Annotated in this window: 14 protein-coding genes and 1 riboswitch; of the genes, 9 read left to right on the top strand and 5 right to left on the bottom strand. The window is 63.9% G+C overall.

Annotated features, from left to right (window positions below):
• The first annotated feature begins 2 nt into the window (after positions 1-2).
• The 4 genes from hemH to dnaJ all read left to right on the top strand — a co-directional run bounded on the left by hemH (position 3) and on the right by dnaJ (position 5,086).
• Positions 3-1,058, top strand: coding sequence for a ferrochelatase (hemH, locus tag H0A72_RS08230; protein WP_180154601.1), 1,056 nt, complete (start codon positions 3-5; stop codon positions 1,056-1,058).
• 151 nt (positions 1,059-1,209) lie between these two features.
• Entirely contained in the window at positions 1,210-1,806 is a 597-nt protein-coding gene (gene grpE, locus H0A72_RS08225; protein WP_180154600.1) for a nucleotide exchange factor GrpE, read from the top strand.
• A 133-nt stretch (positions 1,807-1,939) separates the two neighbouring features.
• Positions 1,940-3,859: a molecular chaperone DnaK gene (gene dnaK, locus H0A72_RS08220; protein ID WP_180154599.1), complete on the top strand. Its 1,920-nt coding sequence runs from the start codon at positions 1,940-1,942 to the stop codon at positions 3,857-3,859.
• Positions 3,860-3,961: 102 nt separating this feature from the next.
• Positions 3,962-5,086, top strand: coding sequence for a molecular chaperone DnaJ (gene dnaJ / locus H0A72_RS08215; RefSeq protein WP_180154598.1), 1,125 nt, complete (start codon positions 3,962-3,964; stop codon positions 5,084-5,086).
• A gap of 39 nt (positions 5,087-5,125) precedes the next feature.
• On the opposite strand, the gene H0A72_RS08210 is transcribed toward dnaJ, so the two are convergent.
• The 4 genes from H0A72_RS08210 to H0A72_RS08195 all read right to left on the bottom strand — a co-directional run bounded on the left by H0A72_RS08210 (position 5,126) and on the right by H0A72_RS08195 (position 10,656).
• Positions 5,126-7,876 (bottom strand): M16 family metallopeptidase, encoded by a 2,751-nt coding sequence (locus H0A72_RS08210; protein WP_180154597.1) that lies wholly within the window; start codon positions 7,874-7,876, stop codon positions 5,126-5,128.
• 81 nt (positions 7,877-7,957) lie between these two features.
• Positions 7,958-9,130 (bottom strand): vWA domain-containing protein, encoded by a 1,173-nt coding sequence (locus tag H0A72_RS08205; protein WP_180154596.1) that lies wholly within the window; start codon positions 9,128-9,130, stop codon positions 7,958-7,960.
• A complete protein-coding gene (locus H0A72_RS08200) occupies positions 9,120-9,737 on the bottom strand; it encodes a GNAT family N-acetyltransferase (RefSeq protein ID WP_180154595.1) in 618 nt (205 codons plus the stop codon). The genes H0A72_RS08205 and H0A72_RS08200 overlap by 11 nt, the downstream gene beginning before the upstream one ends.
• A 49-nt stretch (positions 9,738-9,786) precedes the next feature.
• On the bottom strand, positions 9,787-10,656 hold the full coding sequence (locus tag H0A72_RS08195; protein WP_180154594.1) for an AAA family ATPase: 870 nt from the start codon (positions 10,654-10,656) through the stop codon (positions 9,787-9,789).
• A gap of 146 nt (positions 10,657-10,802) precedes the next feature.
• Here H0A72_RS08195 and H0A72_RS08190 point away from each other — a divergent pair, with 146 nt between their 5' ends.
• Together H0A72_RS08190 and H0A72_RS08185 are read left to right on the top strand one after the other, a co-directional pair.
• Complete coding sequence (locus H0A72_RS08190) at positions 10,803-11,156, top strand: c-type cytochrome (RefSeq protein ID WP_180154593.1); 354 nt, start codon at positions 10,803-10,805, stop codon at positions 11,154-11,156.
• 12 nt (positions 11,157-11,168) lie between these two features.
• Positions 11,169-11,531 carry a c-type cytochrome gene (locus H0A72_RS08185; RefSeq protein WP_180154592.1) on the top strand — a complete coding sequence of 121 codons (363 nt, stop codon included), beginning with the start codon at positions 11,169-11,171 and terminating at the stop codon, positions 11,529-11,531.
• Positions 11,532-11,614: 83 nt separating this feature from the next.
• On the opposite strand, the gene H0A72_RS08180 is transcribed toward H0A72_RS08185, so the two are convergent.
• Positions 11,615-12,043: a DUF1841 family protein gene (locus H0A72_RS08180; RefSeq protein WP_180154591.1), complete on the bottom strand. Its 429-nt coding sequence runs from the start codon at positions 12,041-12,043 to the stop codon at positions 11,615-11,617.
• Positions 12,044-12,229: 186 nt separating this feature from the next.
• Here H0A72_RS08180 and icd point away from each other — a divergent pair, with 186 nt between their 5' ends.
• The 3 genes from icd to thiC all read left to right on the top strand — a co-directional run bounded on the left by icd (position 12,230) and on the right by thiC (position 16,050).
• The gene (gene icd / locus H0A72_RS08175; protein WP_180154590.1) at positions 12,230-13,486 is read left to right on the top strand and encodes an NADP-dependent isocitrate dehydrogenase; all 1,257 of its coding nucleotides are present in this window, start codon (positions 12,230-12,232) and stop codon (positions 13,484-13,486) included.
• 121 nt (positions 13,487-13,607) lie between these two features.
• On the top strand, positions 13,608-13,907 hold the full coding sequence (locus H0A72_RS08170; RefSeq protein ID WP_180154589.1) for an addiction module antidote protein: 300 nt from the start codon (positions 13,608-13,610) through the stop codon (positions 13,905-13,907).
• Positions 13,908-13,964: 57 nt separating this feature from the next.
• Positions 13,965-14,068, top strand: a riboswitch (TPP riboswitch).
• Between the two features lie 62 nt (positions 14,069-14,130).
• Positions 14,131-16,050 (top strand): phosphomethylpyrimidine synthase ThiC, encoded by a 1,920-nt coding sequence (gene thiC, locus H0A72_RS08165; RefSeq protein ID WP_180154588.1) that lies wholly within the window; start codon positions 14,131-14,133, stop codon positions 16,048-16,050.
• Positions 16,051-16,058: the final 8 nt, after the last annotated feature.

The following is a 16,058-nucleotide window of genomic DNA, read 5'->3' as shown; positions in this document are numbered from 1 at the left end:
GCATGAAATTCGCTTCGTTGTATCTGCCTGAACCGCCCGATCCCCATGCTTTCAGCGCCGATCCGCCGCCCCGGCAAGCCGGGCCGGTCGGGGTGCTGCTGGTCAACCTGGGCACGCCGGACACCCCGACTCCCCGCGACATCCGCCGCTATCTGGCGGAATTCCTGTCCGACCGGCGCGTCATCGAGATCCCGCCCTGGATCTGGCAGGCCGTCCTGCGGCTGTTCATTCTGCCGAAGCGGCCGCGGGCGCTGGCGCCGCGGTACCGCGACATCTGGCTGGAAGACGGCTCGCCGCTGCTGGTCTGGAGCCAAGCGCAGGCCGAAGCCGTCCAGCGCGAGCTGTCCGGCCAGGGGCAGGCGGTGCGCGTGAGGCTGGGCATGCGCTATGGCAACCCTTCGATCGCGCAGGCGCTCGACGAGCTCCGCGCGGACGGCTGCGAACGCATCCTGACCGTGCCGATGTACCCGCAGTATGCCGCCAGCACGACGGCCACCGCCGTCGACCACGTTGCGCGGCATGCGGCGCGCCTGCGCAACCAGCCGGAATTGCGCTTCCTGAAGCGTTTCCACGACGACCCCGGCTATATAGATGCGCTCGCGCAGCGGCTGCAGGCCCATTGGGCCGCCGCGGGCCGGCCGGAACGGCTGCTGCTCAGCTTCCATGGCCTGCCGCGGTTTTCCGTCGAGCAGGGCGACCCCTACCATCGGGACTGCATGGAGACCGCCTCCCTGCTCAAGCGGCGGCTGGGCGCCGACGGCGGGCTGGTCCACGTGGGTTTCCAGAGCCGCTTCGGCGCCGCCAAGTGGCTGGAACCCTATACCGAGCCGACGCTGCGCGCCTGGGCGCGCCAGGGCGTCAGGCGGGTGGACGTCATGTGCCCGGGCTTCCTGGCCGACTGCCTGGAAACCCTGGAGGAAATCAGCGTCGAATGCCGCGACGCGTTTCTGGAAGAGGGCGGCGAACAGCTGCGCTATGTGCCCTGCCTGAACGACGATGCGGAGTGGTCGGCGGCCTTTGCCCGATTGATCCGCAAGCACTTGGCCGGGTGGTCGTGAGCGCCCTGCGCGCCGGCGCAACGGCCGGTTCGTGCGCAGCGCCGCGGCCGGGACGGTTTCCAGGCGTCGGCAATTTTTCAAAGTGGTCTTGAAATGGGGGCTTCCACCCCCATTTTTCATGAATTGCATAATTCGTATGTGGAGATTTTTTATGTCGGCAAGCAAAGAGAACCCGGATTCCCAAGCCAAAGAGCCCGCGGTCGATACGTCGGAACAGCTCGAGGTCAATGCGGATGACGCTTCCTCCGAGGCCGCCGAGGCCCAGGAGCAGCTGGAAGCGGAAAAGGACTGGGCCACTTTGTTGTCGGAATCCGAGGCCAAGATCGCCCAGTATCATGAAGAGCTGCTGCGCGCCCGCGCCGAGGCCGAGAACATCCGGCGCCGCGCCCAGGAAGACGTCGCCAAGGCGCGCAAATTCGGCACCGAATCTTTCGCCGAAAGCCTGATACCGGTGCGCGACAGCCTGGAGGCCGCCCTGGCGCTCAGCGACCAGACCGCCGAAGCCTGGCGCGAAGGGGTGGAGGCCACGCTCCGGCAACTGAACGCGGCCTTCGAGCGCAACCTGCTCAGGGAAGTGGCCCCCGCGGCGGGCGAAAAATTCGACCCGCACCACCACCAGGCCATTTCCGCCGTGCCGTCCGACCACCCGGAGGGCACGGTGGCGCAGTTGCTGCAAAAGGGCTATACCATCGCGGATCGCGTGCTTCGCCCGGCGCTGGTCATGGTGTCTTCCGGGCAGCCCGGCTAGGCATTCCGCCCGGGGGGAATGCGGTTCCGCCACAAAACGGCCTTGGAAAGGCTTGAAATCGCGGTTCCCATCCCCACTTGAATTCCATCGGAAAGTTTTTACAAATTCAAAATTTTTAGCAGGGTAGATAAACATGGGCAAGATCATCGGCATTGACCTGGGCACGACCAACAGCTGTGTGGCTGTGTTGGACGGCAGCAGCGTCAAGATCATCGAAAATGCGGAAGGCACGCGCACCACGCCTTCCATCGTCGCCTACATGCCAGACGGCGAAATCCTGGTCGGCGCGCCTGCAAAGCGCCAGGCGGTGACCAACCCCAAGAACACGCTGTACGCCGTCAAGCGCCTCATCGGCCGCAAGTTCGACGAAAAAGCGGTGCAGAAGGACATCAACCTGATGCCCTACAGCATCATCAAGGCAGACAACGGCGACGCCTGGGTCGAGGCCCAGGGCAAGAAGCTGGCGCCCCCGCAGGTGTCGGCCGACGTGCTGCGCAAAATGAAGAAGACGGCCGAAGACTACCTGGGTGAAGAAGTCACCGAGGCGGTCATCACGGTGCCCGCCTATTTCAACGACAGCCAGCGCCAGGCCACGAAGGACGCCGGCCGCATCGCCGGGCTCGACGTCAAGCGCATCATCAACGAGCCGACCGCGGCCGCGCTGGCCTTCGGCATGGACAAGACCGAAAAGGGCGACCGCAAGATCGCGGTGTATGACCTTGGCGGCGGCACGTTCGACGTCTCCATCATCGAAATCGCCGACGTCGACGGCGAGAAGCAGTTCGAGGTCCTGTCGACCAACGGCGACACCTTCCTCGGCGGCGAGGATTTCGACCAGCGCATCATCGACTACATCATCAGCGAGTTCCAGAAGGAAACCGGCGTCGACCTGTCGAAGGACGTGCTCGCGCTGCAGCGCCTGAAGGAATCCGCCGAAAAGGCCAAGATCGAACTGTCTTCGACGCAGCAGACCGAAATCAACCTGCCGTACATCACGGCGGATGCTTCCGGTCCCAAGCACCTGAACCTGAAGATCACCCGCGCCAAGCTGGAAGCCCTGGTCGAAAGCCTGATCGAACGCACGATCGAGCCCTGCCGCATCGCCATCAAGGACGCCGGCGTCAAGGTTTCTGAGATCGACGACGTGATCTTGGTCGGCGGCATGACCCGCATGCCCAAGGTCCAGGAGAAGGTCAAGGAATTCTTCGGCAAGGAACCCCGCAAGGACGTCAACCCCGACGAGGCCGTTGCCGCCGGGGCCGCCATCCAGGGTTCCGTGCTGTCCGGCGACCGCAAGGACGTCCTGCTGCTCGACGTGACGCCCCTGTCGCTGGGCATCGAAACCCTGGGCGGCGTGATGACCAAGATGATCCAGAAGAACACCACGATACCCACGCGGTATTCGCAAGTGTTCTCCACGGCCGACGACAACCAGCCGGCGGTGACCATCAAGGTGTTCCAGGGCGAGCGCGAAATCGCGGCCGGCAACAAGGCGCTGGGCGAGTTCAACCTGGAAGGCATTCCGCCCGCGGCGCGCGGCACGCCCCAGATCGAAGTCACCTTCGACATCGACGCCAATGGCATCTTGCATGTGTCGGCCAAGGACAAGGGTACCGGCAAGGAAAACAAGATCACCATCAAGGCCAGCTCCGGGCTGACCGAGGACGAGATCGAGCGCATGGTGAAGGATGCCGAGGCCAACGCCGAGGAAGACCACCGCCTTGCCGAGCTCGCGCTCACCCGCAACCAGGCCGACGCCCTGCTGCATTCCACCCGCAAGTCGCTGGCGGAATACGGCGACAAGCTGGATGCTTCGGACAAGGAAGCCATCGAGACCGCTTTGAAGAACCTCGAGGAAACCCTCAAGGACGGCGACAAGGCGGCCATCGAAGCCAAGGTGGAAGCGCTGTCCACGGCTTCGCAAAAGCTGGGCGAGAAGATGTACGCCGACATGCAGGCCCAGGCCGGGCAGCAAGGCGGGGCCGATGCGGCCAAGCCGGCTGACGACGATGTGGTCGATGCCGACTTCAAAGAAGTCAAGCGCGATCAATAAGGTCTGACTCTAGCGCTTCAGCCCGGTTTCTGGTGATTTGCCGGAAATCGGGCATTCTTATTCAGAGACAAAGAACAGACGTCACAGACGCAAGCGATCCAAATGGCAAAACGCGACTATTATGAAATTCTGGGTGTGGCCAAGAACGCCTCCGACGATGAGCTGAAAAAAGCCTATCGGAAGCTGGCCATGAAGTACCACCCCGACCGCAACCCCGACAGCAAGGAAGCCGAGGAAAAGTTCAAAGAGGCCAAAGAGGCCTACGAGATGCTGTCCGACGAGCAGAAACGCGCCGCCTACGACAAGTACGGCCACGCGGGCGTCGACCCCAATGCCGGCATGGGCGGCGGGGGTATGGGCGGAGCCGGATTTGCCGATGCCTTTGGTGACATCTTCGGTGAAATCTTCGGGGGCGCCGCGCGTCGCGGCGGCGGCCCGCAGGTCTACCGGGGCGCCGACCTCAAATACACGCTCGACATCAGCCTGGAGCAGGCCGCCAACGGATTCGACACGGAAATCCGCGTGCCCAGCTGGGAGCGCTGCGACGTCTGCCACGGCTCTGGTTCCAAGCCCGGCACGCATCCCAAGACTTGCCATACTTGCGACGGCAGCGGCGCGGTGCGCATGCAGCAGGGTTTCTTCAGCGTCCAGCAGACTTGCCCGACCTGCCACGGCACGGGCAAGGAGATCACCGATCCATGCACGGCATGCGATGGCGTGGGCCGCGTTCGCAAGAACAAGACCTTGCAGGTGAAGATTCCGGCCGGCATCGACGACGGCATGCGCATCCGTTCGGCCGGCAACGGCGAGCCGGGCGTGAACGGCGGGCCTCCGGGAGACCTCTACGTCGAGATCCACCTGAAGCCGCACGGGATATTCCAGCGGGACGGCGACGATCTGCATTGCGAACTGACGATTCCCTTCACCACCGCGGCGCTGGGCGGCGAACTCGAAGTGCCGACTTTGACGGGGCGCGGGCAGATCACGATTCCGGAGGGCACGCAAAGCGGGAAGACCTTCCGGCTGCGAGGCAAGGGCATACGCGGCTTGCGGGCCAGCTATCCCGGCGACCTGTATTGCCATGTGTCGGTGGAGACGCCGGTGCGGCTCAGTGAAGAACAGAAGAAGATTCTCCGGCAGTTCGAAGTCTCTTTGCAGCAGGGGGGCGAAAAGCACTCCCCGAACAGCCAGTCCTGGACGGATCGGGTGAAGAAGTTCTTCTCGTAAGCGGCTTGGCGGGAAGGGGGCGGAACCGCCCCCCGCCGCCTACTGCTGCTTGGCCTGGTCCGCCGCAATCGCGACGCTGAGGCGAGCCGGATCCAGCCGCTTCCGCACCGCCTGGCTGACCGTCTGCGCCGTCAATCCCGACAACGCCTGGTCGATGTGCGCCGACCACTCGAAGCTGCGGTCCAGCTGCATGTAATTGATCCAGGTAGACGCCAGCGCCCCGTCCCGCGTGCGCGCAAGCTTGCGGAAATTCAGCAATGCGGTGATGCCTTCGCGGACTTCGTCTTCGGTAAACCCGTCCTTGACCACGCGTTCCAGCTCCGCCGCCATCGCCGCGCGCAGGCGCTGGGTGTTCTCGGGGGCGTGGATGGCGTAGAAGGACCAGCTTCCGGAAGGCTCGAAGGAAGACGCATCGAGCATGCTGCGCACGTCGTAGGATAGCCCGTCCTGGACCCGGATGCGCGTCCACAGGCGCGAGGTCTCGGAACTGCCCAGCAGATAATTGGCCAGATAAAGCGCCGCGTAGTCCTCGTCCGTATCCTGCAGCTTCAGCGGCAGCGCGGCGAGATAGAAAGCATTCGCCTTGTCCGGCGTATTGATGAGGAACTCCTGCGGCGGGACATCGTGATAAGGGTCCGGTACGCGCGTGTAGGCGGGCGCCTTGCGCCAGCCGTCGAGGCCGCCGCGCAGCGCCGTCTTCACCGCTTGCGCGTCGAACTGGCCGACCGCCGAGAACGCGACCGTGCCCGCCCCGTAAAACCGGCTGTGGAATTGTTCGAGCTGCCCCGGCGTCAGGGCGGCCACGGCGGCCAGCTCTTCTTCGAAGGTCGGGGTGTAGCGGACGTCGTCGCGCGGCCAGGGGTTGTCGTGGCGGGCCAGGGCGCGCGAAGCCAGCGAGCCGGGCTCGGCCATGGCGTTGCGGATGGCCGTGCCGACCTGCCGCTGGTATTCGGTCAGTTCCTTCGCCGGGAAGCTGGCTTCGCGCAGTATGTGCAGCGACAGCTTGATGACTTCGGGCAGGTTTTCGCCCGTGGTCGACATGCTCACCGCCACCACGCCCGCGCCGCCTCCGAAATCGACGTCGGCTTGCAGCGCGTTGTAGCGGTCTTCGATTTCCTGCCGCGTCATGCTGCGGGTGCCGTGGGCGAGCAGGGCGGCGGTGGCTTCCGAGATGGTGCGCATGCCTTTCAGCGAATCCACGTTGCCGAACTGCACGAGCAGCTTGGCTTCGACCCGGTCGCCGCGCGTCGGCTTGGACAGCAGCGCGAGCTTGACCGGGCCGTTCGCCAGTTCCAGCGGCGCGCGGTCGGTGGTGGCGTCGATGTTGGCGGGCGTGGGGTCGAAGGCCGTGGCCGCGGCGCCGGTGTCTTTGCCGCGGTAATCCTTCAGCGCGGCATCCAGGTCCACGGCGCCGGGCCGCGGCGCGCGCTGCGGGCTTTCACCCGGCACGTACATGCCGTTGGTGCGATTGCTGGGCAGGAGATAAGCCGCGGTCACGCGCTGGACGTCGTCCAGCTTCACGCTTTCCACGCGGTCCCGCTGCAGGAAGAAGAGCCGCCAGTCGCCGTCGCCCACGGATTCCGACAGGGCGCTCGCCAGGCCGGCCGGGTTGGCATAGGTGCGCGACCAGTTGGTGAGCCATCTGTTGCGTATGCGGTCCAGCTCGTCCTGCTTGAACGGCTGTTTGGCCACCGAATCCAGGGTCTCGTTCATGACGGCCAGCGCCTTGTCCTGGTCCATGCCTTCTTCGAGCTGGGCGCCGAAAAACACATAGCCCGGCTGGCGCTGCCCGGATGCAAACCCGAACACGCTGGAGCTCAGGCCATTGCCGACCAAGGCGTGGTAGAGCCTGCCGGACGGGGTGTCCGCCAGGATGGACGCGCCCATGTTCAGCGCGACGAAGTCGGGGTCGGCGGCGGCCGGCGCATGGAAGAGGGCGGCGATCAGCGGGCTGCCGCCCTGGCGCCGCAGCACCACCTTGCGCTCGCCGTCCTGCACGGGTTCTTCGGTGTATTCGGGAGGCAGGCTGCGTTCCGGGCGGGGAATCTTGCCGAACGCGTCGCTGGCGATGGCGAGGACCGTAGCCGGGTCGAACCGGCCCGAGACGATCAGCACGGCATTGTCGGGCTGGTAGTAGGTCCGGTAAAAAGCCTGGAGCTGGGCGATGTCCACGTTCTCGACGTCGGAACGCGCGCCTATCGTGGACTTGCCGTAGTTGTGCCACTGGAACGCGACGGCCTGCATGCGCTGCAGCAGCACCTGGAAGGGGTTGTTCTCGCCGCGCTCCATTTCGTTGCGGACCACCGTCATTTCGGAGTCCAGGTCTTCGCGGGCGATCAGCGAATTCACCATGGCGTCGGCCTGCCAGCGCAGATACCAGTCCAGGTTGTCGGGATCGGCCGCGAAGCTGGCGTAGTAGTTGGTGCGGTCGCTATTGGTGGACCCGTTGGCGGCCAGGCCGCGCTTGGAGAATTCGGCCAGCGCGTTGCGCAACGTGGGCGTGCCGCGGAACAGCAGGTGTTCCAGCAGGTGCGCCATGCCCGTCTGCCCGTAGTTTTCGTGGCGCGACCCCACCTTGTAGGTCATGTTCGCGGTGGTGGTCGGCTTGGAGTCGTCGGGCGCCAGCAGGATGCGCAGCCCATTGGGCAGCGTGTATTCGGTCACCCCTTCGACGGAGGCGATTTCGCTGACCCCGGCGGGGAGATCCACGGCCCTGGCCGAGAAAACCAGGGTGGTGCTGAGCAGCAGGGCGCCGGCATAAAACACGGTACGGGAAAGAAAGGCAAGCATGCGCGCGAATTCCTTTTATGTTGACCAGGAAGGCAAAGCTTGTTTTACCACAAGGCCCGCGCCGAAGCGGCGGCCGGGCCCTTATTTGGACAGCACCCGCATGGCTTGTTCGAGCCCGTCGACCGTCACGCCGAACATCCGGCCGCCCATCAGGTTCTGGATGATGGAGATGGACTGCCGGTACTGCCAGTAGGCCGCCGGTTCGGGGTTCAGCCACACCGCCTTGGGCCAGTTCTCGAGCAGGCGCTGTATCCATGCCGCGCCTGTTTCCTTGTTGTTGTGCTCGACCGAGCCGCCCGGCTGCAGGATTTCATAGGGGCTCATCGTAGCGTCGCCCACGATGATCAGGCGCCAGTCTTCGTTGTACTTGCGCAGGATGTCCCAGGTATCGAAGCGCTCAGTGTGGCGCCGCCGGTTGTCCTGCCAGAGCATTTCGTACGGGCAGTTGTGGAAGTAGAACACTTCCAGATGCCTGAATTCGCTGCGCGCCGCCGAAAACAGCTCCTCGACCCGGGCGATGTGGTCGTCCATGCTGCCGCCGACGTCCAGCAGCATCAGCACCTTGACGGTGTTGTGGCGTTCCGGGACCATTTGCAGGTCGAGGAAGCCGGCATTGCGGGCGGTGCTGCTGATGGTGCCGTCCAGGTCGAGCTCGAGCTCGGCGCCTTCCCGCGCGAAGCGGCGCAGCCGCCGCAAAGCCATCTTGAAATTGCGCGTGCCCAATTCCTGCTGGTCGTCGTAGTCGCGGTATTCGCGCTTTTCCCAGACCTTGACGGCGCTGCGGTTGCCCGCGGAAGGCCCGCCCAAGCGTATGCCTTCCGGGTGATAGCCGCCGTGCCCGAAGGGCGAGGAGCCGCCGGTGCCTATCCATTTGCCGCCGCCGGCGTGCCGGCCCTCCTGTTCTTCCAGGCGCTGCTTGAACATTTCCATCAGCTTGTCCCAGCCGTGTTTTTCAAGAGCCGCCTTTTCCTCCGGCGTGAGCTGCTTCTGGAACTGCTTGATCAGCCATTCCAGGGGGATGTCCTTGCCGGCGGGCAGCGCCGCCTCGGCCGCGCGGTAGAAGCTGCCGAACGCCTGGTCGTAGCGATCGAAGTAGGTCTCGTTCTTGACGAGCGTCATGCGGGCGAGGTGATAGAAGTCGTCGACCGTCGGAGGCATGACGCCGCTTTGCAGCGTCTCGAGCAGCGTCAGGTATTCTTGCACCGAGACCGGCAGCTTGTGCGCCCGCAGGTGGTAGAAGAAGTCAATCAGCATGGCGCGCCAACTGGTATTCGAGATGCTTGCGGATTTCCGGCCATTCGCCCCGGGCCATGCTGTACATGACGGTGTCGCGGACCGAGCCGTCGCGCCGCGGCGCATGGTGGCGGAGCACGCCGTCCTTCTTGGCGCCGAGCCGCTCGATGGCGCGCTGCGAGGCGAAATTGAAATTGTCGGTGCGCCAGCCCACCAGCTGCGCGCCCAGGTCTTCGAAGGCGTGCGCCAGCAACAGCAGCTTGCTGGCGGTGTTCACGTGGCTGCGCTGCCAGCTTTTCGCATACCAGGTATAGCCGATCTCGAGCCGGCCGATGGCGGGGACGATGTCGTGGTAGCGGGTGGTGCCGATGACCCGGCCGCTGCCGGCCTCGATGACGGCGAAGGGCAGCATGTGCCCGGCGTCCCTGCCCGCCAGGGCGGCGCTGATGTAGGCCGCCGCTTCGCCCGGCGCGGGAACGGAGGTGACGCGCAGGCGCCACAGCTCGCCGTCGGCGGCGGCCTGTTCCAGCGCGGCGGCGTGCGCCGGGTCCAGCGGCGCCAGCCGCACGCCGTGCCCTTCCAGAGTGGTGGGGCCTGGGTTCTTGAGAAAACCTGTTGTTGCGCTCATGTCTAGTCCTGGGTTGCCGGCAAACAGACGGCCGATGTGCGGGGGCGAATCAGCGCCGGCCGGCGCGCGTCATGGCGGCCAGGCGCTGGAGCAGAGTGAGGTCTTGTTCGTTCTTGAGCAGCGCGCCGGCCATGATGGGCAGGGCGGCCTCGGGATCGCCGATGTCCTCGGCCCGTATGCCTTCATTCAGCAGCAGGCGCAGCCAGTCCAGGAACTCGGAAGTCGAGGGCTTTTTCTTCAGCCCCGGGGCGTCGCGCAGGGTGAAGAAGGTGTCCAGCGCCGCGCGCAGGATGTCTTCTTTGATGTCCGGGTAATGCACCGCCACGATTTCCCGCATGGTCGCCAGGTCGGGGAAGTTGATGTAGTGGAAGAAGCAGCGGCGCAGGAAGGCGTCGGGCAGGTCTTTTTCGTTGTTGGATGTGATGATGATCAGCGGCCGGTGCCGGGCCTGTATGGTTTCGCGCGTTTCGTACACGTGGAATTCCATGCGGTCGAGTTCGCGCAGCAAGTCGTTGGGGAATTCGATGTCGGCCTTGTCGATTTCGTCAATCAGTACAACCACGGGTTCGGTGGATTCGAAGGCGCGCCACAGCACGCCCTTGACGATGTAGTTGCCGATGTCGCGGACTTTTTCGTCGCCCAGCTGCGAGTCGCGCAGGCGCGACACGGCATCGTATTCGTACAGGCCCTGGTGCGCCTTGGTGGTCGACTTGATGTGCCACTGCAGCAGGGGCCGGCCCAGGGCGGCGGCCACTTCTTCGGCCAGCATGGTCTTGCCGGTGCCGGGTTCGCCCTTGATCAGCAGCGGGCGCCGCAAGGCCAGCGCGGCGTTTACGGCGAGCTTCAGGTCGTCCGTGGCGACATAGCGTTCGGTGCCGGTGAAGCGTTCCGAGGATGAGGCGGGTGCTGCAGAAGTCATTGTGTCGTGTTCCGTAGTTTGTGAACCATATTGCAACGTCGTGAAGCCATACATGTATCACGCAAGCCAATTATCGTACAATCAAATTTTTTCGACGATCTGTTGACCCAGATCAAACATTTCACTCACCGCCAACAAGAGCTATTATGAAGTTGCGAACCTCTATGACGCGCACCTTGTCTGCGCTGGCCGTCACGGCTTCCTGTGTGCTTACGGGCCAAGCCCTAGCGGCTGATGCCGTACCTGTGGGCGACGCCAAGGCCGCTCTCTCTAAAACCTCTATGTGCATCGGTTGCCACGGCATCAAGGGCTACAAGTCCAGCTATCCCGAGGTCTACCACGTTCCCATGATCGCGGGTCAAAACGCAGAATACATCGTCGCAGCCCTCAAGGAATACGCCACCGGCGCGCGCAGCTTCCCCACCATGGAAGCCATCGCGCAAAGCCTGTCCGAGCAGGACATGGCCGATCTCGCGGCGTACTACGCCAATCTCAAGTAACAGGAGGCCTGTATGAAAAAATTGACACTCGCACTGGCAGGCTCCGCTCTCGTCGCACTCGCTTCCGGCGCATCCGCCGCGGATCTGGCCGCGGGCAAGGCGGCATTCGAAAAATTCACCTGTGCATCCTGCCACGGCGCGGACGCCAAGACGTCGGTCATGCCGACCTATCCCATACTCGCCGGCCAGCACCGCGATTACCTCGAACACGCCCTGCGCGCATACAAGCGCGGTGCGGCCAATCAGCCGGCGTCCGCCAACGTGCGCAAGAACGCCATCATGGGCGCCATGGTCGCGCAATTGACCCAGGCCGACATCGAGAATATCGCCGCCTGGCTGGCCGCCCAGCCCTCGCCGCTGTCGGTGCGCAAGTAAGGCCGGGCCCGTCCCGACCAATAAGGCGCCCCGCTGGGCGCCTTTCTTTTTGCCGTCCGGCAAAGGGGCCGCGCGCGGCGGCGTCAGCGGCGGCCGGCGTGGCGCCGGATCAGGTCTATGTATTTTTCGGTGTCCAGCGGGGCGCCCAGGCGTTGCGCTTCCCAGACCACTTCGCCCAGCGCTTCCATGATCACGTGGGCAGCCTCGTGGGGGTCGTGCGTGGCCAGCAGGCTCTGGAAGGCGGCCTTGATGCCCGGGGGCTGGTCGATGGACAGCTGTTCGTTGATGGCCAGGTGCATGGACAAGTGCAGGAAGGGATTGGTCCTGCCTTGTTCCACGCTGAAATCCGCGGTGGCGGCTTCGGGGCTTTCCAGGTCGGCATGGTATTCGGGGTGCAGTTCGATGAGGTCGACGGCCATGGTTTCCAGCGGCGTCAAGACGCCGGCCGACCTGTGCTTGCGCCACGCCTCGGTGAAGAATTGCCGGACCTGTTCCCGCGACGGGTTGAACATATGATTTCCGTTGTGATGCCGTTGTCGTGCGATGCCCTATTTTAACCGCCGCATGCAATCCCGCCGGGTTCACCTAACATAGAATAAATAGGATAAACTACTCTTATATAAGACCCTGTGCCGTGCACCGGGCGTCCGACCCTGTATACCGTTTTCTGCTCTTACCCGAGCTCAACTGGAGCATCCATGTCCTATCAGCACATCAAGGTCCCGGCCGCGGGCCAAAAAATCACCGTAAACGCCGATTTTTCGCTCAACGTCCCTGACGAACCCATCATCCCCTACATCGAAGGCGATGGCACAGGTGCCGATATCACTCCCGTCATGCTCAAGGTCGTCGACGCGGCGGTCGCCAAGGCTTACGGCGGCAAGCGCAAGATTCACTGGATGGAAGTCTATGCCGGTGAAAAGTCCACCAAGGTCTACGGCTCCGACGTCTGGCTGCCCGACGAAACCCTGGACGCCGTGCGCGACTACGTCGTTTCCATCAAGGGTCCGCTGACCACGCCGGTCGGCGGCGGCATCCGTTCGCTGAACGTGGCGCTGCGCCAGCAGCTCGACCTGTACGTCTGCCTGCGCCCCATCCAGTACTTCAAGGGCGTGCCGTCGCCCGTGCGCGAACCCGAAAAGACCAACATGGTCATTTTCCGCGAGAACTCCGAAGACATCTACGCGGGCATCGAATTCGAAGCCGAAAGCCCCAATGCCAAGAAGCTGATCGCCTTCCTGCAGAACGAGCTCGGCGTCAACAAGATCCGCTTCCCCGAAACCTCCGGCATCGGCGTGAAGCCGGTATCGCGCGAAGGCACCCAGCGCCTGGTCCGCAAGGCCATCCAGTACGCCATCGACAACGACCGCTCCTCGGTCACGCTGGTGCACAAGGGCAACATCATGAAGTTCACCGAAGGCGGCTTCCGCGACTGGGGCTACGAACTGGCCCAGAAGGAATTCGGCGCCCAGCTGATCGACGGCGGCCCATGGTGCAAGTTCAAGAATCCCAAGACCGGCCGCGAGATCACGGTCAAGGATTCGATCGCCGACGCCTTCCTGCAGCAGATCCTGCTGCGCCCGGCCGAATACGACGTCATCGCCACCCTGAACCTGAACGGCGACTATGTTTCCGACGCGCTGGCCGCGCAGGTCGGCGGCATCGGCATCGCCCCGGGCGCCAACCTGTCCGATTCGGTCGCCATGTTCGAGGCCACGCACGGCACGGCGCCCAAATACGCCGGCAAGGACTACGTGAATCCCGGCTCCGAAATCCTGTCCGCCGAAATGATGCTGCGCCACATGGGCTGGACCGAAGCCGCTGACCTCATCATCAGCAGCATGGAGAAATCCATCCTGTCCAAGAAGGTCACGTACGACTTCGCCCGCTTGCTCGAAGGCGCGACCCAGGTGTCGTGCTCGGGCTTCGGGCAGGTCATGATCGACAATATGTAAGCCTGTCTACCGTCGCATCAGGTAGTACACGAAACCCGCAGTCCGCAAGGCCTGCGGGTTTTTCACGCGGAACTGCTGCAACCCTTTTTATTGTGCCGCCAACCGTTGACGCTCCGCAGGAATGGGTGAGCGCGCTGGCAAAGGCGAATCGCGAGTGGGCAAATACCCAGAAAAGACGGACGAGGACATTGCCAACTATCTGACGGCCGTTCTGGAAGAAAACGATCCCGCCGAGCTTTCCCACGCCCTGGGCGTCATTGCCCGTGCGCGTGGCATGACCGAGGTAGCGCGTGCCAGCGGCCTGACGCGCGAGGCACTCTATAAAGCGCTGCGGCCTGGTTCGCATCCGCGCTTCGATACCATTGCCCGCGTATGTGCTGCGCTGGGCGTGCAACTGACTGCCCGGCCTGTGCAGTCATAGCCTTGTCTTGGTCGCGGCGCGGCAAACAGACCCGCGGTTTCGCTTTCGGGGTAGAATGAAAACGCTCCGGGGTGTCCACATTGTGTGGGCTGAGATGGCTTAGCCGAACCCGCGAACTTGATCCGGTTCATGCCGGCGGAAGAAGAGCTGTCTTGCCTGGGAAATCATCAGTACTCTCATACCCTGGGCCACGACCTTCGGAGCACTTTCATAGGACTCCGATATGAAGACCCCCCCTCAGAAGTTTCTTGCATCGGCGGCGCAAGTGGATTCGGCGTCTATCGCCCCATTGCCCAATTCCAGGAAGGTGTTTGTCGAGGGCTCGCGCCCGGACATCCGCGTGCCGATGCGCGAGATCCGCCAGTCCGACACGCCCACCAGCTTCGGCAGCGAGCCCAATCCTCCGATTTTCGTCTACGACTGTTCCGGCCCCTATACCGATCCGGCCGCGCGGATCGACATCCGCAGCGGGCTGCCGCCCTTGCGCAGGCAGTGGATAGAAGAGCGGGGCGACACGGAAGTCCTGCCGGGGCTGAGCAGCGCCTTCGGACGCCAGCGGGCCGCGGACGCCAAGCTCGACGAGCTGCGTTTCCCGGGCCTGCATCGGCGGCCGCGCAAGGCCCGGGCCGGCGCCAATGTGACGCAGCTGCACTATGCGCGGCGGGGCATCGTCACCCCTGAAATGGAGTTCGTCGCCATCCGCGAGAATCTGCAGCGCAGGCAATACATCGAATCCTTGCGGGCCGCCGGGCCCACGGGCGCCAAACTGGCCGCCATGATGGCGCGCCAGCACGCGGGGCAGGATTTCGGGGCCGACATCCCGGCCGAGGTCACGCCGGAGTTCGTGCGCAGCGAAGTGGCGCGCGGACGCGCGATCATTCCCTGCAACATCAACCATCCGGAATCCGAACCGATGATCATCGGGCGCAACTTCCTGGTGAAGGTGAATGCCAACATCGGCAATTCCGCCCTGGGCTCGTCGATCAGCGACGAGGTCGACAAAATGACATGGGCGATACGATGGGGCGGCGATACCGTGATGGATTTGTCGACCGGCAAGAACATCCATGAAACGCGCGAGTGGATCATCCGCAATTCGCCCGTTCCGATCGGCACGGTGCCCATCTACCAGGCGCTGGAAAAAGTCGACGGCAAGGCCGAGGCGCTGACGTGGGAAATCTTCCGCGACACGTTGATCGAGCAGGCAGAGCAGGGGGTGGACTACTTCACCATCCATGCCGGCGTGCTCTTGCGCTATGTGCCGCTGACGGCCAATCGCATGACGGGCATCGTCAGCCGGGGCGGATCCATCATGGCCAAGTGGTGCCTGGCGCACCATCAGGAGAGCTTTCTATACACGCACTTCGAGGACATCTGCGAGATCATGAAGGCCTACGACGTGGCTTTCAGCCTGGGCGACGGCCTGCGCCCGGGCAGCATCTACGACGCCAACGACGAGGCGCAGCTTTCGGAGCTCAAGACCCTGGGGGAGCTCACGCAGGTCGCCTGGAAGCACGGCGTGCAGGTCATGATCGAGGGCCCAGGCCACGTGCCCATGCAATTGATCAAGGAAAACATGGACTTGCAGCTGGAATACTGCGACGAAGCGCCTTTCTACACCCTGGGGCCGCTGACCACCGACATCGCGCCCGGCTACGATCACATCACCAGCGGCATCGGCGCGGCGCAAGTGGGCTGGTATGGCTGTGCGATGCTGTGCTATGTGACGCCCAAGGAACACCTGGGCCTGCCGGACAAGGACGACGTCAAGACCGGCATCATCACCTACAAGCTCGCCGCCCATGCCGCCGACCTGGCCAAGGGCAATCCCGGCGCGCAGATCCGCGACAATGCGCTGTCCAAGGCGCGGTTCGAGTTCCGCTGGGAGGACCAGTTCAACCTGGGGCTGGACCCCGACAAGGCGCGTGAATTCCACGATGAAACGCTGCCCAAGGATTCGGCCAAAGTGGCGCATTTCTGCTCGATGTGCGGCCCGCAGTTCTGCAGCATGAAGATCACCCACGACGTGCGCGCCTACGCGCGCGAACAGGGCTTCAGCGACGACCTGGCCATCGAGGAAGGCATGAAGTCCAAAGCCGCGCAATTCCTGGATGAAGGCACCCGCCTATATAAACAAGTCTGAGCGCAAGC

The sequence above is a fragment of the Parapusillimonas granuli genome (assembly GCF_013416525.1).
In the GTDB taxonomy this organism is placed as follows: domain Bacteria; phylum Pseudomonadota; class Gammaproteobacteria; order Burkholderiales; family Burkholderiaceae_B; genus Parapusillimonas; species Parapusillimonas granuli.
Note: the sequence above shows the minus strand (reverse complement) of the source record. Positions and strands in the feature narration are given on the sequence as shown.